At 62.3% G+C, this 20,360-nt stretch carries 24 protein-coding genes; 11 read left to right on the top strand and 13 right to left on the bottom strand.

Going from position 1 to position 20,360, the window contains the following annotated elements; all coding sequences use genetic code 11:
* The 3 genes from BFP90_RS01395 (at nt 1) to BFP90_RS01385 (ending at nt 3,250) form a co-directional block, all read left to right on the top strand.
* A complete protein-coding gene (locus tag BFP90_RS01395; protein ID WP_065886322.1) occupies nt 1-1,077 on the top strand; it encodes a DUF748 domain-containing protein in 1,077 nt (358 codons plus the stop codon).
* Between the two features lie 149 nt (nt 1,078-1,226).
* Nucleotides 1,227-2,072 (top strand): AAA family ATPase, encoded by an 846-nt coding sequence (locus BFP90_RS01390; RefSeq protein ID WP_003189627.1) that lies wholly within the window; start codon nt 1,227-1,229, stop codon nt 2,070-2,072.
* A complete protein-coding gene (locus tag BFP90_RS01385) occupies nt 2,072-3,250 on the top strand; it encodes a vWA domain-containing protein (RefSeq protein WP_065893517.1) in 1,179 nt (392 codons plus the stop codon). The genes BFP90_RS01390 and BFP90_RS01385 overlap by 1 nt, the downstream gene beginning before the upstream one ends.
* A 133-nt stretch (nt 3,251-3,383) precedes the next feature.
* Here BFP90_RS01385 and BFP90_RS01380 read toward each other — a convergent pair whose 3' ends face one another.
* Genes BFP90_RS01380 through BFP90_RS01370 form a run of 3 tightly spaced genes read right to left on the bottom strand, consistent with a single transcriptional unit; the run spans nt 3,384 to nt 5,730 of the window.
* Nucleotides 3,384-4,292 carry a 5-oxoprolinase subunit C family protein gene (locus BFP90_RS01380; RefSeq protein WP_065895779.1) on the bottom strand — a complete coding sequence of 303 codons (909 nt, stop codon included), beginning with the start codon at nt 4,290-4,292 and terminating at the stop codon, nt 3,384-3,386.
* Nucleotides 4,289-4,993 (bottom strand): 5-oxoprolinase subunit B family protein, encoded by a 705-nt coding sequence (locus BFP90_RS01375; protein ID WP_065895778.1) that lies wholly within the window; start codon nt 4,991-4,993, stop codon nt 4,289-4,291. Before BFP90_RS01375 ends, BFP90_RS01380 begins: the two co-directional genes overlap by 4 nt.
* Nucleotides 4,990-5,730, bottom strand: a complete 741-nt coding sequence (locus BFP90_RS01370) for a 5-oxoprolinase subunit PxpA (protein ID WP_065895777.1) — start codon at nt 5,728-5,730, stop codon at nt 4,990-4,992. The genes BFP90_RS01375 and BFP90_RS01370 overlap by 4 nt, the downstream gene beginning before the upstream one ends.
* A gap of 177 nt (nt 5,731-5,907) precedes the next feature.
* Between BFP90_RS01370 and BFP90_RS01365 the strand changes: the two genes are divergently transcribed.
* A complete protein-coding gene (locus BFP90_RS01365; RefSeq protein WP_065893513.1) occupies nt 5,908-6,822 on the top strand; it encodes a LysR family transcriptional regulator in 915 nt (304 codons plus the stop codon).
* A gap of 123 nt (nt 6,823-6,945) precedes the next feature.
* On the opposite strand, the gene BFP90_RS01360 is transcribed toward BFP90_RS01365, so the two are convergent.
* The 3 genes from BFP90_RS01360 to BFP90_RS01350 are packed head-to-tail and all read right to left on the bottom strand — an operon-like array spanning nt 6,946 to nt 8,833.
* Nucleotides 6,946-7,488: a DUF2937 family protein gene (locus tag BFP90_RS01360; RefSeq protein ID WP_065886315.1), complete on the bottom strand. Its 543-nt coding sequence runs from the start codon at nt 7,486-7,488 to the stop codon at nt 6,946-6,948.
* 10 nt (nt 7,489-7,498) lie between these two features.
* Complete coding sequence (locus BFP90_RS01355) at nt 7,499-8,275, bottom strand: class II glutamine amidotransferase (RefSeq protein WP_065886314.1); 777 nt, start codon at nt 8,273-8,275, stop codon at nt 7,499-7,501.
* 30 nt (nt 8,276-8,305) lie between these two features.
* On the bottom strand, nt 8,306-8,833 hold the full coding sequence (locus tag BFP90_RS01350; protein WP_065893512.1) for an MFS transporter: 528 nt from the start codon (nt 8,831-8,833) through the stop codon (nt 8,306-8,308).
* 24 nt (nt 8,834-8,857) lie between these two features.
* Here BFP90_RS01350 and BFP90_RS01345 point away from each other — a divergent pair, with 24 nt between their 5' ends.
* A complete protein-coding gene (locus BFP90_RS01345; protein ID WP_065895776.1) occupies nt 8,858-10,900 on the top strand; it encodes a S9 family peptidase in 2,043 nt (680 codons plus the stop codon).
* A gap of 65 nt (nt 10,901-10,965) precedes the next feature.
* Here the strand turns inward: BFP90_RS01345 and BFP90_RS01340 are convergent, their stop codons facing one another.
* Nucleotides 10,966-11,244 carry a hypothetical protein gene (locus BFP90_RS01340; RefSeq protein ID WP_065893510.1) on the bottom strand — a complete coding sequence of 93 codons (279 nt, stop codon included), beginning with the start codon at nt 11,242-11,244 and terminating at the stop codon, nt 10,966-10,968.
* A gap of 78 nt (nt 11,245-11,322) precedes the next feature.
* On the opposite strand from BFP90_RS01340, the gene BFP90_RS01335 reads away from it, so the two are divergent.
* The 4 genes from BFP90_RS01335 to BFP90_RS01320 all read left to right on the top strand — a co-directional run bounded on the left by BFP90_RS01335 (nt 11,323) and on the right by BFP90_RS01320 (nt 13,517).
* On the top strand, nt 11,323-12,009 hold the full coding sequence (locus BFP90_RS01335) for a spermidine synthase (protein ID WP_065893509.1): 687 nt from the start codon (nt 11,323-11,325) through the stop codon (nt 12,007-12,009).
* A gap of 59 nt (nt 12,010-12,068) precedes the next feature.
* Complete coding sequence (locus BFP90_RS01330; protein ID WP_003210675.1) at nt 12,069-12,443, top strand: YajD family HNH nuclease; 375 nt, start codon at nt 12,069-12,071, stop codon at nt 12,441-12,443.
* 174 nt (nt 12,444-12,617) lie between these two features.
* Entirely contained in the window at nt 12,618-13,085 is a 468-nt protein-coding gene (locus BFP90_RS01325; protein ID WP_003189607.1) for an RNA methyltransferase, read from the top strand.
* Nucleotides 13,086-13,166: 81 nt separating this feature from the next.
* Nucleotides 13,167-13,517 (top strand): YgaP family membrane protein, encoded by a 351-nt coding sequence (locus BFP90_RS01320; RefSeq protein ID WP_065893508.1) that lies wholly within the window; start codon nt 13,167-13,169, stop codon nt 13,515-13,517.
* A 143-nt stretch (nt 13,518-13,660) separates the two neighbouring features.
* On the opposite strand, the gene BFP90_RS01315 is transcribed toward BFP90_RS01320, so the two are convergent.
* Together BFP90_RS01315 and BFP90_RS01310 are read right to left on the bottom strand one after the other, a co-directional pair.
* The gene (locus tag BFP90_RS01315) at nt 13,661-14,881 is read right to left on the bottom strand and encodes a hypothetical protein (RefSeq protein ID WP_065895775.1); all 1,221 of its coding nucleotides are present in this window, start codon (nt 14,879-14,881) and stop codon (nt 13,661-13,663) included.
* Nucleotides 14,882-14,893: 12 nt separating this feature from the next.
* Nucleotides 14,894-15,343 carry a YcgN family cysteine cluster protein gene (locus tag BFP90_RS01310; RefSeq protein ID WP_003172524.1) on the bottom strand — a complete coding sequence of 150 codons (450 nt, stop codon included), beginning with the start codon at nt 15,341-15,343 and terminating at the stop codon, nt 14,894-14,896.
* 153 nt (nt 15,344-15,496) lie between these two features.
* Between BFP90_RS01310 and BFP90_RS01305 the strand changes: the two genes are divergently transcribed.
* Complete coding sequence (locus BFP90_RS01305) at nt 15,497-16,081, top strand: nitroreductase family protein (RefSeq protein ID WP_065895774.1); 585 nt, start codon at nt 15,497-15,499, stop codon at nt 16,079-16,081.
* A gap of 176 nt (nt 16,082-16,257) precedes the next feature.
* Here BFP90_RS01305 and BFP90_RS01300 read toward each other — a convergent pair whose 3' ends face one another.
* From BFP90_RS01300 to BFP90_RS01285, 4 genes are all read right to left on the bottom strand, one after another.
* Nucleotides 16,258-17,190, bottom strand: a complete 933-nt coding sequence (locus BFP90_RS01300; protein ID WP_065895773.1) for a D-2-hydroxyacid dehydrogenase — start codon at nt 17,188-17,190, stop codon at nt 16,258-16,260.
* Between the two features lie 107 nt (nt 17,191-17,297).
* Nucleotides 17,298-17,591: a YcgL domain-containing protein gene (locus BFP90_RS01295; RefSeq protein ID WP_057723020.1), complete on the bottom strand. Its 294-nt coding sequence runs from the start codon at nt 17,589-17,591 to the stop codon at nt 17,298-17,300.
* Nucleotides 17,588-18,721 (bottom strand): ribonuclease D, encoded by a 1,134-nt coding sequence (gene rnd, locus BFP90_RS01290; protein WP_065886304.1) that lies wholly within the window; start codon nt 18,719-18,721, stop codon nt 17,588-17,590. Before rnd ends, BFP90_RS01295 begins: the two co-directional genes overlap by 4 nt.
* Nucleotides 18,722-18,858: 137 nt before the next feature.
* Entirely contained in the window at nt 18,859-19,458 is a 600-nt protein-coding gene (locus BFP90_RS01285) for a class I SAM-dependent methyltransferase (RefSeq protein ID WP_065893503.1), read from the bottom strand.
* Nucleotides 19,459-19,626: 168 nt separating this feature from the next.
* Here BFP90_RS01285 and BFP90_RS01280 point away from each other — a divergent pair.
* Nucleotides 19,627-20,360, top strand: a 734-nt coding sequence (locus BFP90_RS01280) for a transporter substrate-binding domain-containing protein (RefSeq protein WP_065895772.1), incomplete at its 3' end; no start/stop codon positions are given.

The raw sequence follows: 20,360 nt of genomic DNA, 5'->3' as shown, positions 1-20,360 counted from the left end.
ATGAAACGTCGCTACAGTTGGCCGCTCTGGACCGTCGCCGGGCTGGTGCTGGTCCTGGTTGCCGCAAACATCGCGCTGCCTTACCTGGTGCGCAACTACCTGAATGAAAAGCTCGCCGACATGGGCGATTACCGTGGCGAAATTGCCGATGTGGACCTGGCCTTGTGGCGCGGCGCTTACCGGATCAACGGGCTGCAGATCGTCAAGGTGGACGGCAAGGTGCCGGTGCCGTTCGTCAAGGCGCCGCTGATCGAGTTCGCGGTGAGCTGGCATTCACTGTGGTACGACCATGCCGTCGTGGCCGAAGGGCATTTCGTACGCCCGGAAATCAACTTCGTCGACGGCGGCGCCAACAAGCAGGCGTCCCAGACCGGTAAGGGCACCGACTGGCAGGAACAACTGAGCAAGTTGTTGCCGATCACCCTCAACGAAGTGCGCATCGAAGACGGCAAGATCGCCTTTCATAACTTCAGTTCCAAGCCTGAGGTGAATATCAACGCCACCGGGGTCAACGCCAGCCTCTACAACCTGACCAACGTGGTGGACGTTGAGGGCAAGCGCGACGCGCGCTTTGAGGGCAAGGCGCTGCTGCAAGGCCAGGCGCCGCTGGAAGCCAGCGCCACCTTTGACCCGCTGAGTGATTTCGAAGAGTTCGAGTTCCGCTTTCGTGCCCGCGACCTGCAACTCAAGCGCATGAATGACTTCGCCTCGGCTTACGGCAAATTCGACTTCAAGGCCGGGACCGGCGACGTGGTCATCGAAGCCCAGGCCGAAAAAGGCCAATTGCGCGGCTATATCAAGCCACTGCTGCGCGATGTCGAAGTCTTCGACTGGCAGCAGGATGTGGAAAACAAAGACAAGAACATCTTCCGCTCGATCTGGGAGGCTGTGGTCGGCGCCAGCGAGACGGTGTTGAAGAACCAGCGCAAGAACCAGTTCGCGACCCGGGTTGAACTGAGCGGCAGCGTGCACCAGCAGAATGTCAGTGCGTTTTCAGCGGTTATTGCCATTCTGCGCAACGGCTTTATCCAGGCCTTCAATGCCCGCTATGAACAACCCAAGCCCAGTGCCGATTAAAACTGTGGGAGCAAGCCCCCTCCCACATTTACCCCATTGGCCGGGAGATTGAAGTGACCGGCCATTCAGAGACTGAATAACCCGTCTGCGTTCACAGTCGCCGGGGCTGCGCGGTATAGTCGGGCATTGATGAATTCGAGGAATGACCGATGAAGTTCGAAGGCACCCAGGCCTATGTGGCTACCGATGACCTGAAACTGGCCGTCAACGCCGCCATCACCCTGGAGCGGCCGCTGCTGGTCAAGGGCGAACCGGGCACCGGCAAGACCATGCTCGCCGAGCAACTGGCCGAGTCCTTCGGCGCCAGGTTGATCACCTGGCACATCAAGTCCACCACCAAGGCCCATCAGGGCCTCTACGAGTACGACGCGGTCAGCCGCCTGCGCGACTCGCAGCTGGGTGTGGACAAAGTGCATGACGTACGCAACTACCTGAAAAAGGGCAAGCTCTGGGAGGCTTTCGAGTCCGAAGAGCGGGTGATCCTGCTGATCGATGAAATCGACAAGGCCGACATCGAGTTCCCCAACGACCTGTTGCAGGAACTCGACAAGATGGAGTTCTACGTCTACGAAATCGACGAGACCATCAAGGCGAAAAAACGCCCGATCATCATCATTACCTCCAACAACGAGAAAGAGCTGCCGGACGCCTTCCTGCGCCGCTGCTTCTTCCATTACATCGCCTTTCCCGACCGCACGACCCTGCAGAAAATCGTCGATGTGCACTATCCGGACATCAAGAAAGACCTGGTCAGCGAAGCGCTGGATGTGTTCTTTGACGTGCGCAAGGTGCCGGGCCTGAAGAAAAAGCCCTCCACATCCGAACTGGTCGACTGGCTCAAGCTGCTGATGGCCGACAACATCGGCGAAGCGGTGCTGCGCGAACGCGACCCGACCAAGGCCATCCCCCCACTGGCCGGGGCCCTGGTGAAGAACGAGCAGGACGTGCAACTGCTGGAACGTCTGGCATTCATGAGCCGTCGCGGTAATCGATAATGTTGCTCAACCTGTTCAATGAAATGCGCGCCGCCAAGGTGCCCGTGTCGGTGCGTGAGCTGCTCGACCTGATCAACGCGCTCAAACAGCGCGTGACCTTCGCCGACATGGACGAGTTCTACTACTTGGCCCGGGCGATCCTGGTCAAGGACGAGCGGCATTTCGACAAGTTCGACCGGGCCTTCGGTGCCTACTTCAACGGCCTGGAAAAGCTCGATGACCACTTGCAGGCGCTGATCCCCGAAGACTGGCTGCGCAAGGAGTTCGAACGCTCGCTGAGCGATGAGGAGCGCGCGCAGATCCAGTCCCTCGGCGGCCTCGACAAACTGATCGAGGAATTCAAAAAGCGCCTGGAAGAACAGAAGGAACGTCACGCCGGCGGCAACAAGTGGATTGGCACCGGCGGCACCAGCCCCTTCGGTTCCGGTGGCTACAACCCCGAAGGCATCCGCGTGGGCGATGCCGGCAAGCGCCAGGGCAAGGCAGTCAAGGTCTGGGACCAGCGCGAGTACAAGAACCTCGACGACCAGGTTGAGTTGGGCACGCGCAATATCAAGATCGCCCTGCGCCGCCTGCGCAAATTTGCCCGCCAGGGCGCGGCCGAAGAGCTGGACATCGACGGCACCATCGACCACACCGCACGCGACGCCGGGCTGCTGAATATCCAGATGCGTCCTGAGCGGCGCAACACCATCAAGCTGTTGTTGCTGTTCGACATCGGCGGCTCGATGGACGCCCACGTGAAAATCTGCGAAGAACTGTTCTCGGCGTGCAAAACCGAGTTCAAGCACCTGGAGTACTTCTACTTCCACAACTTCGTCTACGAGTCGGTGTGGAAGAACAACCAGCGGCGCACCTCGGAACGCACCTCCACCCAGGATTTGCTGCACAAATACGGCGCAGATTACAAAGTGATTTTCATCGGCGATGCGTCCATGGCGCCCTATGAGATCACCCAGGCCGGCGGCAGCGTCGAGCACTGGAACGAGGAGCCTGGGTATGTGTGGATGCAGCGGTTCATGGCCAAGTACAAGAAACTGATCTGGATAAACCCCTATCCGAAGGACACGTGGGGCTATACGGCATCGACGGCGATTGTGCGGGAGTTGGTGGAGGATCAGATGTATCCGCTGACGTTGCGCGGCCTTGAGGAAGGGATGCGCTTCTTGTCCAAATAAACGCCGATCCCGATAGCGCAGGAGATCAATGTGGGAGGGGGCTTGCCCCCGATGGCAGTGGTTCAGTCACAGATGTGTTGACTGACACACCGCTATCGGGAGCAAGCCCCCTCCCACATTTGGAAACTCGGCGTTATTTGAATCGGTGCAAATAATCGAGGTGACGGCGATGCGCTACCTCCTGCACCACCGGCGCCAAGCGTACTTTCTCGCCCGGCAGGCACTGCGCAAGGCGTGCCAAGGATAACGGCGTCAATGCGCCCAAGCGGGGATAACCACCAATGGTCTGCCGATCATTGAGCAACACAATCGGCTGCCCGTCCGGCGGCACCTGGATGGCGCCCAAGGGAATGCCTTCGGAAATCAACGACGGCCCCTGGTACTGCAGCGGCGTGCCCAGCAAGCGCATGCCCATGCGGTCGGCGCGGCTGTCCAGGGCCCATTCGGTGTTGAATGCATCGAACAGGCTTTGGCCGCTGAACCGGCCGATCTGAGCGCCGACGATCACGTCCAGTGATGCACCGGATGGCAGATCCGGCTTGGCCAGCACCTTCATTGCGCCGCCCGTACCGGAATAAGCCAGGCGCCCGCCTTCAGCCAACGCCTTGCCGAAACCGTCTACGCCACCCAGTTCCTCACGTACTACGGTGGCGCAACTGCCCAACACATCCGGCGCGTCGAACCCGCCCGGTGCCGCCAGGTAAGCCCGCGCGCCTTTGAACGGTTGGGTGAAGCGCAGGCGCTGGCCCTTTTGCAGGATAAAGCTGCGCCCCGGACTGATCGCACGTTCATCAATAAAGGCGCCCAGGTCCGCACCGGCCAGGGCCAACAAACAGTAATCCTCGGCCTGTACGGTAAAACCGCCCAGGGTAATTTCTATTACCGGCGCATCCAGGGCATTGTCCAGCAGCCAATTGGCCCATGACATCGACACCCAATCCAGCGCCCCGCCCTGGGTCACGCCAAGGTGGCGTACGCCGAAACGACCGGCGTCCTGCAACAGGCACAGCGGTGTGCTGGCCTCAATGATCAAGCGGCTCATGCGTGCGCCTCCAGAGGCGTGTCATCGCCGCCCAGGTTGACGAACTCAGCGTGGCCGACCGCCTCGAAACGCACCGTATCGCCGGGCTGCATCAGGCTGTAGCCGTCGCGTTCGCGGTCGAACAGTGTGGCCGGGGTGCGCCCGATCAGGTTCCAGCCGCCGGGGGATACGACCGGATAGGCGGCGGTTTGCCGCTCGGCGATGCCCACGCTGCCGGCCGCTACGCGTTTGCGCGGGGTGTTGAGACGCGGCGTGGCGAGGATGTCGTCCACCAGTCCCATGAAGGCAAAACCGGGGGCGAACCCCAGGGCGAACACTTGATACAGGTGGTCGCTGTGGCGACGAATCACCTCAGCAACCGCCAGCCCGCTGCGCTGCGACAGCAAGCCAAGCTCCGGCCCGACGCTCAGGTCGTACCACACCGGCAGCACATGGCACCGGCCAGCGCCCTGGGCCTGGGGCTGCAGGTCGGTCAGGGCATGCTCGATCAACGCCCGGGCCTGGGTCGGGGTCAACGCCGTGAGGTCGTAATGCACCATCAAGGTGGTATAGGACGGCACCAAGTCCACTAATGCTGCGCCGAACCCGCTGCGCAGGCGCTCGGTGGCGGCGAGCATCCACGGCATGTTGGCTTCGGCAATCGCGTCAAACAGGCGCACCATCAGGCAGTCGATGGCCACCACTTCAATCCGTGGTTTCATGCTGGCTTCAACGCTTGGCGAATACGCTGCACCGCCGCGACCGAGCTGGCGTTGTCGCCATGCACGCATAAGGTATTGGCCTGCAGCACCAGCGCGCTGCCATCGCTGGCGACCAGCGGCTCACCACGGGAAAGGGTCAGGGCCTGCTGGACGATGGTCTCGGCGTCATGATGCACCGCGCCCGGCAACTGGCGCGAAACCAGATGGCCCTGGCTGTCATAGGCGCGGTCGGCGAAGGCTTCGAACCACAGGGTCACGCCGTACTCATCGCCCAGGGCCTGGGCCGCGCTGTTGTCGCGCGTGGCCAGCAGCATCAGCGGCAGGTCGCCATAGGCCGCCACGGCCTGGATCACCGCACGCAGTTGGGCGGGGTTTGCCATCATGTCGTTGTACATCGCGCCATGGGGTTTCACGTAGCTGACGCGCCCGCCTTGTGCGCGGCAGATGCCGTCCAGCGCACCGATCTGGTAGTGCATCAGGTCCTGGATTTCCTGGGGTGTGTACTGCATGGAGCGGCGGCCGAAACCTTGCAGGTCCTGATAGGCCGGGTGCGCGCCCACTTGCACGCCATGCTTGAGTGCCAGGCTGACGGTCTTGCGCATGATGCTCGGGTCGCCGGCATGGAAGCCGCACGCCACGTTGGCGCAGTCGATGAACGGCATGACTTGGGCGTCCAGACCCAGGGTCCAGTTGCCGAAGCTTTCGCCGATGTCGCAATTCAATAGCAGGCGGCTCACGGGGTCGCTCCTGTAGGCTTTGTTTTTTTGTAGTGTGGGATCTTTTACCAACATCTCGCAACGATGTTGTCCTGAACCCCAACGACGCTTATCGTGGAACGGCTCGATTTTTGGCGCCGGCACGCCGCGGCGTCCAACTAATAAAAACCGATCCATGCATAAGAAAAAGTTGATCCCATGAATTTGAAGTTCCTCGAAACCTTCGTCTGGGTGGCCAAGCTCAAGAGTTTCCGCCTGACCGCCGAAAAGCTGTTCACCACCCAGGCGTCGATCTCCAGCCGCATTGCGGTGCTGGAGAGCGAGTTGGGGGTAAAGCTGTTCCTGCGCGATTCGCGCGGTGTGAGCCTGACCCCGGAAGGCTTGAAGGTGCTCGATTATGCCGAGCAGATGATGGTGACCCTGCAGGGCTTGAAGCAGTCCCTGGAAACCACCAGCAGCAAGGTCGGACGCATTCGGATCGGCGCAATGGACACCGTGATCCACACCTGGCTCAGCCCGTTGGTCGCTGAACTGATGAACCTGTTCCCGCGGGTTGAAATCGAACTGGTCGCCGATACTGCGCTGAACCTCAGTGATCAGCTGCAAAAAGGCTTCCTGGACCTGATCCTGCAAACCGACCTGCTGCGCCTGGAGAGCGTGCGCAGCCTGGAACTGGGCAGTCACCCCATGGCCTGGATTGTCGCCAGCCAGTCGATCTATAACCGCGATTACGCCTCCCTCGCCGAACTGGCCCAGGAACGCATCATCACCTACTCGAAAAACTCCTGTCCCCATCAGGATGTATTGAGTTTGATGCAAGCCAACGGCGTCGCCGCACCGCGCATGAACTGCGTCAACTCGGTATCGGCCATCACCCGGCTACTGCGCGATGGTTTTGGCATTGGCGCGCTGCCGCCGGTGCTGGTCAGCGAAGAGCTGGCACGGGGGGAACTGGTGATGCTGGCGATGGCGCAGCAACTGCCGAACCTGCAGGTGGTGGTGTCGTGGCGCGTGGGGGTGGAGTTGGTGGAGGAGATTGTGGGGTTGTGCCAGAAGGTCGTCGCCCGCTATGCCGAGGAAGTCGGTAAAGAGCGGATGGTACTGAGCAACTGACTGAACCGGGTCCAAATGTGGGAGGGGGCTTGCCCCCGATAGCAGAGTGTCAGCTAAACATATGTTGGCTGACACACTGCCATCGGGGGCAAGCCCCCTCCCACACTGGATTTTTGTCAGGACTTAGAGCCCTTTCAAATCCCGCTCTTCAATCGGCCGGCTCTGGCGCAGGCGGCGGCCGCCCAGCACCACCCAGTCGATCAGGCGATACAGGCATTCGATACCGAACGACAGCAGCATCGCTCCGCCCAGGCCCCAGCCCATGGCCTCGGGCGTCAGCAGGATCTGGTAGCTGTAGCCATTCCAGGTTTCCAGGCGAATATCCGGATCAGCCGCCACCGCCACTTGCAGGGCGCGGATGTACCAGGGGCCTTGCATGGCCTGGAATTGCTTGTCCAACGCCAGCTGACGGTCAAGCATCGCGCCCAGGCTGCTGGCGTCGCTCTGGAAGACCGGGTCATCGCTGGCACGGTAATGCGCCACCAGGGCTTGCATGTCACCGTTGAAGAACTGCTGCGCGGTGGACTCAAACCCGCGCAGGCCCGTCTGGGCCTCGATCAGGTGGGCTTCGACGCGCTTGGCGTAATCGTTGATGAACCCCGGCACTTGCACGCCGACCAACAAGCCTATGGCAAACAGCACCAACCGCAGATAGCTGAGCAACATGGTCGATTCCTTATTCGGTAACGCCCTGGCTGACGCATTCTCCGCGTCGCCACAGGCTCCATTGGCCCGGTTCGTAGCGGGTCCAGTTTTCGTTGTCGGTCAGCGGTTCGGTGGCGATGACCGTTACCACGTCGTTGGGGGTGGTTTCGGCCTGAAAATCGACGATCACGTCGACATCTTTCAAGCGGGCCGGGCCAAATGGCGCGCGCCGGGTAATCTGCGCCAGTTTGGTCGAGCAATAGCAAAACAGCCAGTCGCCATCGCTGAGCAGGCAGTTGAACACGCCTTTGCTGCGGTATTCGGCGCAGGCGGCGATCAGGTCCGGCAGCATCTGCTCGATGTCCACCGGTTCCGGGAAGGCTTCGCGCACGCGGTTGAGCAAGTCGCAGAACGCCGCTTCACTGTCGGTGTCGCCCACCGGCCGGTAGAAGGTGGCGCGGGGGCTGAAGTCGGCCAGTTGGCCATTGTGCGCAAAACACCAGTTGCGCCCCCACAGTTCGCGCACGAACGGGTGGGTATTGGCCAGGCTCACCTTGCCCACATTGGCCTGGCGGATATGGCCGATCACCACTTCGCTCTTGATGGGATAGCGCTGCACCAGCAGGGCGACTTCCGACTCGCTGCTCGCGGCCGGGTCCTGGAACAGCCGCAGGCCACGGCCTTCGTAGAAGGCGATGCCCCAACCGTCGCGGTGGGGGCCGGTTCGCCCGCCCCGCTGCATCAGCCCGGTGAAGCTGAACACGATATCGGTGGGGACGTTGGCACTCATGCCCAATAATTCACACATGCCAGGGCTCTCGCTGCAGGGCGGACAACGTTAAAGGCGCGGTTCGACCCGCATGCCGGAGGCGGGGGCCGGGCGACGGAACGGTTCGTCTTCCTCAGGCTCCGCGGCCAGCGCGGCATCCGTGGCGGCCTTGCGCTCACGGCGGGCGTTGGCGGCGCGCTCGATGGGCCAGCGGATCAGCACGAACACGATGTACAGCGCAAACACGATCATGGTGTACATGAACAGGTCGGAGATGGCGCGCCAGGCGTTATTGCCGACCTTGAGCAGCAGGTCCAGGGCAGTGATCGCCACGGCGGGCGCGAACTGGGTCTTGATCGGGTCGACAATGGTGGGGCTGAGCAACAGCACCGCCATCAGTAACTGCAGCGGCTCACGCAGCCAGCGCCAGATCCAGCGGGTCATGCGCCACCACACCAACAGGCAGCCCAAAGCGGCGAAGGCGTAGAGGCCCCAAGCGGTCAGATAGTCGTTCTCGGTCATGGTGTCCATGGCAAGGCTGGCAAAGAGGCGGCTATGATAACGGCTTTTGCGTGTCGCGGCTGCAATGCCGGCCACCGTCCGCCCGATAGAGAATTATCCATGCCTATTTCGACCGCACCGATTGCCCGCAAAGCCCCAGGCCCAGACCCGTACGCCTGGCTGCAGGAACGTGACAGCACTGAAGTCCTCGATTACCTCAAAGCGGAAAACGCCTGGCAGGAAAGCCAACTGGCCGACCAGCAGGCACTGCGCGAGACGCTGTTCGAGGAAATCAAGGGCCGTATCCTGGAAACCGACTTGTCCCTGCCCTCCCCCTGGGGCCCGTACCTCTACTACACGCGCACCACCGCCGGTGACGAATACGCGCGTCACTACCGCTGCCGGCGCCCGGCCGATGACAGCAACCAGGTGGATGAGCGCAGCGAAGAATTGCTGCTGGACCCGAACGTGCTGGCCAATGGCGGCTTTTTCTCCCTCGGCGCGTTCAGCATCAGCCCCGACCATCAGCGCCTGGCCTACAGCCTCGACACCACGGGTGAAGAGATCTACACCCTGTACGTGAAGGAATTGGCGACAGACAAGGTCAGTGAGCTGGCATTCGACAACTGCGACGGCAGCATGACCTGGGCCAACGACAGCATCACGCTGTTTTTCGGCGAACTGGACGACACTCATCGTCCGCACAAGCTTTACCGCTACCGCCTGGACGGCACGGCGGCGCAGGAAGTGTTCCACGAACCCGACGGACGCTTCTTCCTGCATTGCTACCGCTCCAGCTCCGAGCGCCAGTTGCTGCTGGCCCTGGGCAGCAAGACCACCAGCGAGATCTGGGCCCTCGACGCCGACCAGCCGCACCTGGACTTCACCTGCCTGGCGCCGCGGGTGGAAGATCACGAATACGATGTCGACCACGGCCAGTTGAACGGCCAGTGGACCTGGTTTATCCGCAGCAACCGCGACGGTATCAACTACGCGCTGTTCGTCGCGCCTGACAGCGGCACGCCCCCGACCGAAGCCGACTGGCAGAACCTGATCCCCCACAGCGACGAGGTGATGCTCGACGGCGTCAGCCTCAACGCCAGCGCCATGACCCTGAGCCTGCGCATCGGCGGCCTGCCGGTGATCGAAGTGCATCCCGAGGGCGTACCGGCCTATCGCGTGGAACTGCCTGACGCGGCTTACAGCCTCTACGTACAGAACAGCCTGGAATTTGCCAGCGACAGGATTCGCCTGCGCTATGAAGCACTGAACCGTCCGGCCCAGGTGCGTCAGTTGGAACTGGCCAGCGGGGCACAGCAGGTGCTCAAGGAAACCCCGGTACTCGGTGTGTTCAACGCCGACGATTATGTCAGCCAGCGTCTGTGGGCCACGTCCGCCGACGGCACCCAGGTGCCGATCAGCCTGGTGGTCAAGCGTGACCAGCTCGGCCAGACGACGCCGCTGTACCTGTATGGCTACGGCGCCTATGGCTCGAGCCTGGACCCATGGTTCTCCCATGCGCGCCTGAGCCTGCTGGACCGAGGCGTGGCGTTTGCCATCGCGCACGTGCGCGGCGGTGGCGAGCTGGGTGAAGCCTGGTACCGCAACGGCAAGCAGGAACACAAGCAGAACACCTTCAGCGATTTCATCGCCTGCGCCGAACACCTCATCGCCCAGGGCCTGACCACCGCCAACCAGTTGGCGATCAGCGGCGGCAGCGCCGGCGGCCTGTTGATCGGTGCGGTGCTCAACCAACGCCCGGAGCTGTTCCAGGCGGCGATCGCCGAAGTGCCGTTTGTCGATGTGCTCAACACCATGCTCGACCCGGAACTGCCGCTGACCGTCACCGAGTACGACGAATGGGGCAACCCGCAGGAGCCCGAGGTGTATGCGCGCATCAAGGCCTATGCGCCGTACGAAAACGTGCGTGCCCAGGCCTACCCGCACATGCTGGTGATTGCCGGTTACAACGACAGTCGCGTGCAGTACTGGGAAGCGGCCAAGTGGGTGGCCAAACTGCGCGACACGAAGACGAACGACAACCTGCTGCTGCTCAAGACCGAGCTGGGCGCCGGTCACGGCGGCATGAGCGGTCGTTACCAGGGATTACGTGACGTGGCACTCGAATATGCCTTCGTGTTCAAGGCGCTTGAGCTGATTTAGGAACGTATGATTGAAGCGCTTAGTGGGGCGGCCCTGTCTGAACACAGGACGCCCTCGCAACAGTTTTAACCGCCGGGCGTCTTCGGCTTGCTGTCGTTCTGCTGCAGGCCCGGGACCGTCTGGTCCTTGGGCGGCGCCGGCAGCACGATCGGCGCCAGGGGCGGCGAGCCGTTGGTCTTGGGCACAGCGGGCGGCGTGACCTGCGGGTACAACGTGGGCGTTGGCGTGCCCGGCGCGCCGGGGGTTGGCGCGGGTGCGACCGGTACGGTTTGCAACTCCTGCGCCTGCGCCGCACCCAATGTGAGCGCGCCAAGCACAATGACCGTTAGAATGCTGCACTTCATCGATGGCTCCATGGCCTGACCGGAATGTCACAAGGCTACTCCCAACCGCGCAAGAATGCCCTTCCCAATGAGATTTCCATGAAACGTTTCGTTCTGCTGGACACCACTCCGATCCCCGACAACGGCGGTGCCTTGTGCCTCTTCGAATACGGTGAGGACTTCGTCATCAAGATCCAGGGCGGTGACGGCGGCCAGTTGATGAACACGCGCATGCACGGTTCAGAAGATGCCCTGGCGGAAATTCCGTGCCGCAAGGTCGCCGGTCGTCCGGGTTCACGGGTGCTGATCGGTGGCCTGGGCATGGGGTTTACCCTGGCTTCGGCGCTCAAGCACCTGGGCAAGAGCGCCGAAGTGGTGGTGGCCGAATTGGTGCCGGGCGTGGTGGAGTGGAACCGTGGGCCGCTCGGCGAAAAGTCCGGCCGCCCTTTGCTCGACCCGCGCACAGTGGTGCGCATGGAAGACGTGGCCAAGGTGCTGCAGGCTGAGCCCCAGGGGTTTGATGCGATCATGCTGGACGTCGATAACGGCCCTGAAGGCCTCACGCAAAAAGCCAACAGCTGGCTGTATTCCGCCGGTGGCCTGGCCGCCTGCGCCAAGGCCCTGCGCCCCAAGGGCGTGCTTGCCGTGTGGTCGGCCAGCGCCGACAAACTGTTCAGCGACAAACTGCGCAAGGCCGGTTTCAAGGCCGAAGAAGTGCAGGTGTTTGCCCATGGCAACAAAGGCACGCGACACACCATCTGGATTGCGGAAAAGCTCAAGGGCTAATTGCGCTGTGATTAGCTAGAATCAACCTGTCCGTGACCACCCAATAGCCAGGAGCCATGATGAGCTCGACCAACCCGCCCTCCCACACCGCCAAGCTGGACCGCATCCTTGCCGATGCCCAGCGCGACCGGGAAATGGGCTACCGCGACAAAGCCCTGAAAATGTACCCCCACGTGTGCGGCCGCTGCGCCCGTGAATTCGCCGGCAAGCGCCTGAGCGAACTGACCGTGCACCACCGCAACCACAATCATGACGACAATCCCCAGGATGGCTCCAACTGGGAACTGCTGTGCCTGTACTGCCATGACAACGAGCACTCGCGCTACACCGACCAGCAGTACTTCGGCGAAGGCTCCACCAGCAGCCCGACGATTGCCAAGGCGACACACAACCCGTTTGCGGCGTTGGCGGGGTTGATGAAGAAAGACGACTGAGATCATCGTTGGCTGTACCGGCCTCATCGGGGGCAAGCCCCCTCCCACATTTGGAATGCATTCCCCTGTGGGAGGGCGGTGCGACGATTCGACTTGCCGCCGATAGCGATCGCCCAAGCACCACACTGCCCAAGACCGTATAATCGCGGTTTTTCCTGCAAGGCACCCTTCCCCGTGGGCAATAAACGCTACAGCTGCATCGGTCTGTATAACCCCAAATCCCCGGAAAATGTCGGCTCGGTGATGCGCGCCGCCGGCTGCTACGGCGTGGCTTCGGTGTTCTATACCGGCGTGCGTTACGAGCGCGCGCGGGATTTCATCACCGATACCAAGAAGGTGCATCACGACATTCCGCTGATCGGCATCGATGACCTGAAAAAGATCCTGCCCCTGGGCTGCATCCCCGTCGCCGTGGAACTGGTGGAAGGCGCCCGCCCCCTGCCCGAATACACCCACCCCGACCGCGCGCTGTACATCTTCGGCCCCGAAGACGGCTCGCTGGACAAAGAGATTCGCGACTGGTGCGAGGACGTGGTCTACATCCCAACCACCGGCTGCATGAACCTCGCCGCCACCGTCAACGTGGTGCTCTACGACCGCCTGGCCAAGGGCAATAACACCCGCTCGGGACCCAAATACTGAAAGCCGGGGACGCAAATAGCGGGAACATCCGGCCATCACCAACAGTCAGCTAATGACACTTATCTTTGTTGGAGACGGATCATGAGCGACAGCAAAACCCTGCGACCTGTGATTGAACACCTGCAGCCGGACGAGCAGCGCCCCCAGAATGTGCACGGCTGGGAACGCATCGGCTCGGTAGCCGGTGGCGTGATGATGGTCGGCAAAGGCCTGCGCCGTGGCGGGCTCTTCGGGCTGATCCAGGTGGCGATTGGCGGCGTGGCGCTGGCACGCGGTTTCACCGGCCACAGTTCGCTCAAGGACAAGCTGGAGCAAGGCCGCCAGGAAATGAACAGCGTACGTACCAAGATCGAGCGAGCGGGCGCGGAGTTGAAGAACTTGAAGACCAAGGCTGAAGTGGCGGCTGAAAAAGCGGTGAAAACCACGGGCTGAGCCGAGTAATCGGGCCGCTGGAGATTTAAATGTGGGAGGGGGCTTGCCCCCGATAGCGGTGGGTCAGCGCAAGAGTTGCTGGCTGACACTCTGCTATCGGGGGCAAGCCCCCTCCCACATTTGTTTTGTGCAGGGTTTTAAGATTACTGCAGCAGCTTGCTGTCGAGTACGGCGGATGAACCGTCAATGATGCGCTCGGCCAGTCGCACAAAGTCTTTCGTGGTCACGCTGCCCGCGCGCATTACCGCTTGCGCCAGGTCATCCAGCGAGCGCTTGTTATGGGTTTTCACGCGGATCTCGCGATCCAGTTCCTGCAACACCACCACCGCCCGTGACACTGTTGCGCCGCTGACGTGTTCGCCACGCAGGCTGGTCACAGCCTTGCCCTCCTTGGTCAGGCGCGTCTGTATCGCCTGATACCGCTCATCGGTGATTCCCCCGGCGCGACGCACCAGTTCAATGGCGTAGTACCCGGCCAGGCCTTCGCTGATCCAGTCACTGCTGTCGTGGTCATTGAATCGGGCGATGGCCTGCACCACTTCGCGGATCAACGGGCTGCTGCCGTCTTCACTGACCAGCGGCGTGCGGCTGTTGAGGTAGACCGAGTCACGCGCCGAGAAGGCGCCACGGCGCATCGGATCGCTGGCGCCCACCACCAACAGTTTGGCCGGGTGGCGCGGGAACGCGGCTTCCACTTGCGGCCACACGAAGGTCAGCAGCGTCAACACATCCATGCGCCGCATACCCTGGCCCTTGGGCGAGGTCACGGTGACGTCGGTCTGCCCCAGGCGCATGCGCCGGCTGCCCAGGCTACCGGCGAGCATCCAGCCGGTGGGGCGGTCGAACAGGCGGGACACGTTGTCGATGCGGAACTTGTTCTTGCCGATACGCGGCCAGGCGGTCTCGATGCTGTTCCAACCCGGCGGCAGGTCGAAGATCAGGCGCGCGACCAGCTCGACACCCTCCTGCTGGTCCAGCCGTGCGGTGGGCACCAGGTCGTCGCCGCGAAACAGCGCCCAGGCCGGCGTCATGCGCGCTTCGTAGGTGCCGGGTTTGTGCGCGTGGCCCAGACGTACGCGGTAGGTCAGGCTGGCCTTGTCGGCGCTGGGTTGCCAGTGACCCCGACGACCATCGACCTTCCATTGCCCATCGGCCTTGAAATCGCTGTAGTCGCCGTCGCGGCCAAGGTCGAAATCCAGGCTGCGCACCGCAGAGCCCTGGGACAGGCTCACGCGCACCTCGGCCTGATCGCTCTGGGGCAGAAGTTTGACGTGGTAATCCAGGTCGACTTTCCTGGCGCACCACGCCGACGTGCTCAGCGCCAGCAACAGCGCCGATGCCGCCAGCTTGAATCCCACCTTCATACGCACTCCTGGTTAACCCGCGCGGAAGATCAGGTAATCCTCCCAGTCGTCCTCTGGCACGCTGCCTTCGCTGAGCATGCGCCCGGACTGGGAAATGCGTTCGTGGTGCACGGCGTCGCGGTCGCCGCAGACCAGGTGGTGCCACAATGGCAAATCCTTGCGCTCGCTGACCAGGCGATAACCGCAGGTGGGCGGCAGCCACTTGAACTGGTCGGCCTGCCCGGGCGTTAGCTGGATGCAGTCCGGCACCGACGCCCGACGATTAGGGTAGTCGGTGCACTGGCAGGTTTTCAGGTCCAGCAGTTTGCAGGCGATGCGCGTGTAATAGACGCTGTTGTCGTCTTCATCCTCAAGCTTTTGCAGGCAGCACAGGCCACAGCCGTCGCACAGCGATTCCCATTCCTCCTGGTCGAGGTGTTCGAGGGTTTTGCGTATCCAGAAAGGTTCGACTTTGGCGGCCATGGCTCTGCATCAGTATCGGTAGGTTCAAAGGCCGCCAGTCTAGTGCCCAAGTCCCTTGGGGCCAAGCGCTTGCGACTGGCGGTGTAACAACGCTTGTCAGTCCAGGAGTTGCGCAGTAGTTTTGAGCGCCGAATTGACGATCAGGAACTGCTCATGACCCGTGTTGCCGACTATCCGATCCACACCCAGTTCACCGAACGCTGGTCGCCTCGCGCCTTCACCGGCGAGAGCATCTCCAAAGAAACCCTGCTGAGCTTCTTCGAGGCGGCGCGCTGGGCACCTTCGGCCTACAACTCGCAGCCCTGGCGCTTTCTCTATGCCCGCCGCGACACGCCGGACTGGGAGCGCTTCCTGGGTTTGCTCAACGAGTTCAACCGAGGCTGGGCGCAGCATGCGTCGGCACTGGTGATCATCGCCTCGAAGACCGACTTCATCGCCCCCGGCGCCACGGAAGAAACCCCGGCCCTGTGGCACACCTTCGACACCGGCGCCGCCTGGGCTCACCTGGCCTTGCAAGCCAGCCTCGCCGGCTGGCACACCCATGGCATGGCCGGCTTCGATCAGGACCTGACCCGCAAGGCGCTGAAGATCCCCGCAGGCTATGCGCTGCACGCCGCCGTGGCGGTGGGCAAGCTGGGCGACAAGTCGAGCCTGCCCGAGTACCTGCAAGGCCGCGAAGCGCCAAGCCCGCGCAAGCCGCTGAGCGAGCTGGTGTCGGAAGGTGACTTCAGTCTCTGAGTTATGCGCAGAACCCATGAATGCCAGTTTGTAGGAGCGAGCTTGCTCGCGAAAAACGTCAACGATAACGCGTGCTTTCTGCATGAACGCGGTGCCTATGAGTTTTTCGCGAGCAAGCTCGCTCCTACAGGCTGGCATTAGGGCTTGCCCCTCCCACATTTTTTTACCGTGTCGTATCAGTAGCCGCGCTCGAAATCCACTTCCCCGCGCAGGGCTTGTTTAGCCTGGTACGCACGCACGTTCTGCACAAACAACTCCACCATCATCGCCGGCGAGGTCGGGGCCGAGCTGTGCCCGGTCAATAACAAGCCCCACGCCGTCCAGAACGGGTGGCGTTGCGGCAGCGGCTCCTGGCGACAGACGTCGATCACCGCTCCGGCCAGATGTCCCTCCTTGAGGGCTTCGACCAGATCGGCATCCACCACCGCCACACCGCGCCCGACATTGATGAACAAGGCGGTCGGCTTGAATTGCTTGAACAGTGCGGCGTCGTACAGGTCATGGGTGTCAGGGGTGTTGGGCAGCAGGTTGATCACATAATCCACCTCTCCCACCAGCCGGCCCAATTGATCGAGCCCGGCGACTTCGATAAACGGCGCCTGCTCGCGGGCCTGGCTGGCGATGCCATACAGCTTGACGCCAAATGGCCGCAGGAACTGCGCCACACGCTGGCCAATGTCGCCAGTGCCGACCACCAGCACCTTGCGCCCGGCCAGGCTCTGGCCCTGGCGGCTGTCCCACTTGCGCTCGACCTGGCTGACCAGCCGCGCCAATACTTCACGCTCGTGGCCGAGCATGTAAGTCAGGACGAATTCGGCCATGACCTGGCCAAAGATGCCGACCGCGCGGGTCAGGCGATAATCACGCGGCAGGCCTTCGGCCAACAGGGGCGTAATGCCAGCCCAGGTCGACTGCAACCATTGCGGATGATGGCCCTGGCGCAACAGCGTCGCCAGCAGGTCCGGCTGGCCCAGCCATACCGGGGAATCGGCGGCCAGGCGCGAGAGTTCGGCCGAGTCGCCGCTGGTCAGTACCTCAAGGTCCGGCGCGGCTTCGCGAAGCAATTGGGCGTAGAGCGGGTGATCCTGTTCAGCAATCAGAACACGCATGGTTCAAACCTTTCAAAAACAGTGCTGACGGCCGCCCGCATCCTTACGGCCACCGTCCTCTAATACAATTCCATTCAAGCCTGCGCCCTGAGACGGGCGCTGATCGATCACATCGGGTCGTTGCGGCGCAGCAGCTCTTCAGGCAGGTGCTCGATGTACTCGTCCTCGGCGGGCGGCATTTGCAGGTGATAGCCCTGCTTGTCGAGGTTTTCCAAGACCACGGCGATGTCCTCGCGCGACAGTTTGCGCTCGGGTGTCAGCACCATGTCGAAGGCGTGATGCGGCTTGCCGAAGGCGACCATCAACGGCTCCGGCACCCGCTCCAGGGCGTCGCTCTTGAGCACATAGAGGTACATGCCGTCTTTTTTCAGGCTGCGATAAATCGAGCAAATACGTTTCAAGGCTGTTCTCCGGCATTGGCCAGGCTGTCGAGCAGCGCCTGGCCCATCAACTCGCGACGCCAGCCACGCAGCGAATCGGGTAATTGGTAAGGCCCATCGGGATAGCCACTTTTGACCAGGGCTTCGAGGGTTTTCTTGCGCAGCATCAGTTCCGGCGCCATGTCCAGGCGCTCGGCGAACGCCTGGCCCAGGGCGCGCAGTTGCTTGATCAGCGCGGCGGCATCGACCGGCAGCGGTTCAGGCACGGCAGGCGGCCATTGGTCCATGGGTACGCTGCCCGCACGCTTGATCAGGTCAAGCAGGAACTGGCCGTCCTGACGCACGGTGCGCGGGTGCATGTCTTCGATCTTGCCCAGGGCGGCGAGGTTATCCGGCTGGGATTTGGCCAGGGGCCATAACGAGTGCTCACGCACGATGCGGTTGCGCGGCAGGTCACGGGCGCGGGCTTGCTGCTCGCGCCAGGCGCACAGTTCACGCAATACGGCGAGCTGGGCGCGGGACAGCTTCCACGCCAGCTTGGCGTCGCGGTACACCTCGTACGGGTCGACTTCGCGGCGCAGGTTGGCCACCAGTTCGGCGCCGTCTTCCAGTACCCAGGCGTATTTGTCATCGCTCAATCGCGGACGCAGGCGGATGTAGACTTCGGCCAGGTGCACGGCGTCTTCGGCGGCATAGCTCACCTGGGTTTCGGACAAGGGCCGCTGCAGCCAGTCCGAGCGCGTCTCGCCCTTGGGCAGGTCGATATCGAGCACCGCCTGCACCAGCCGCGAGTAACCCATGGAGAACCCCAGGTTCAGGTAGGCCGCAGCCAACTGGGTGTCGAACAATGGCGCCGGCAGGCTGCCGGTCAGGCGCAACAGCACTTCCAGGTCTTCGCTGCAGGCATGTACCACCTTGATCACGCCCGGGTTTTCCAGCAAGGCGGCCAAGGGTTGCCAGTTGTCGATGGTCAGGGGATCGATCAGATACGCGCGCACGCCATCACCGATCTGGATCAGCCCGGCAATGGGGTAGAAGGTGTCGACCCGCATGAATTCGGTGTCGAGGGCGACGAATGGCAACTGCTGCCATTGGGCGCAATGCTGGCCGAGGCTATCGTTGTCGCAGATCCAGTGAATATCGATGGCCACACGGCTCTCCCTTGAAGAATGGCGCGCAGTATATATCGCGAAAGGGACTTGCGAGCATCCGCAGTGCACAGGCAACCGCGAAAACTCAGACAGAAAAGGAAGAATAATCCGACAGGCGGAAGCTATCCCCTCTGAAGCTATCCCCTCTTACGCAGGACGTAGACACACCACAGTTTGGAGCCGGGCAGGAACTCCCGCTGATTCAAGACTTTGAAACCGGCCTGGCGAAACTCTTCCTCAACCGGGATACGCGCGTCCACGGACACAATCACCGTGTCGCGGCTGACTCGGTGGAATTCCCGTAGCAAGGCCAGGCGCACCTCGGTATCGGGCGCATGGCGAAACAACTCCAGGCAGAAGATGCAATCCACCGCATTCGCCGACAGACCAATGGAAAACGCTGAGCCCGGGAATGTCTTGACGCGTTTGAGCAACGCCGCCGAGTGATGGGTGCGGGCGTGGTCGAGCATGTCCTGGGAAGGGTCCGAGGCCAGGATCACCCGATTGACGTGCTCAGCCAGCACCGGCCAGAACCGCCCGGAGCCGCAGGCCAGGTCGAGGATCAATCCGGGCTCCCCGGCGACCTTCAACGCATGGCGCACCAACCGTGCATCGCGCCACGCGGCCAGACGCTGCAACAGCCCAGGCGGAACGGTATCACCACAGACCCTGGCATGCTCACGGTCATAGCGCTCGGTGAATTCGGTCTCGATGGAGGATGGAGGTTGTGGCGACATCGCGGGCTCATGGTGGACAAAACGGAAGTAAAACGACCTTGATCGGCAGCTTAACCACTGCAACGTGAAAAAAAGGTCGAAAGCCGCAACGCCGTCAATCCCGCACCTTGCCACCCTGCCCCGCGCTGGAAATAATGTGCGCCCGACCTGCCCCAAGGACTCGACCGCATGAAAGCTCCTCTAGCCCTGTGTGTACTGGCGAGCGTGGCCACCACCGCCTTGGCCGATACCAGCCCGTCACGCCTGGACGAGGTCATCGAGCGTGGCACGCTGACGGTGTGCACCACCGGCGACTACATGCCCTACACCTCGCTGCGTGCCGATGGCCGCTACCAGGGCATTGATATCGCCATGGCCGAGTCCCTGGCCAAGAGCCTCAACGCGACGGTCACCTGGGTGCCGACCACCTGGAAGACCCTGATGCCGGACTTTCTGGCCCAACGCTGCGACATCGCCGTCGGCGGGATTTCGGTGTCACTGGAGCGCCAGAAAAAAGCCTTCTTCAGCCAGCCGCTCGGTGTCGACGGCAAGATCCCCCTGGTACGTTGCGCCGACGTGCAGCGCTACCAGAGCGTCGAGCAAATCAACCAGCCCCAGGTGCGCGTGATCGAACCGGCGGGCGGCACCAATGAAGCGTTTGCCCGCGCCCAGCTGGGCAAGGCGCAGATACGCCTGCACGACAACGTGAGCATTTTTGACGAACTGCTGGCGGGCAAGGCCGACGTGATGATCACCGACGCCAGCGAAGCGCGTTACCAGCAAAAGCAAAAACCGGGACTGTGCGCGGTCAACCCCGATCGGCAGATGCAGTACAGCCAGAAAGCCTTCCTGCTGCCGCGCGATGATGTGGCCTGGAAAAGCTACGTCGACCAATGGTTGCACTTGAGCGTGGCGACCGGCGT

Origin of the sequence: Pseudomonas sp. 24 E 13, from assembly GCF_900004715.1 — a bacterium.
Classification (GTDB): domain Bacteria; phylum Pseudomonadota; class Gammaproteobacteria; order Pseudomonadales; family Pseudomonadaceae; genus Aquipseudomonas; species Aquipseudomonas orientalis_A.
Note: the sequence above shows the minus strand (reverse complement) of the source record. Positions and strands in the feature narration are given on the sequence as shown.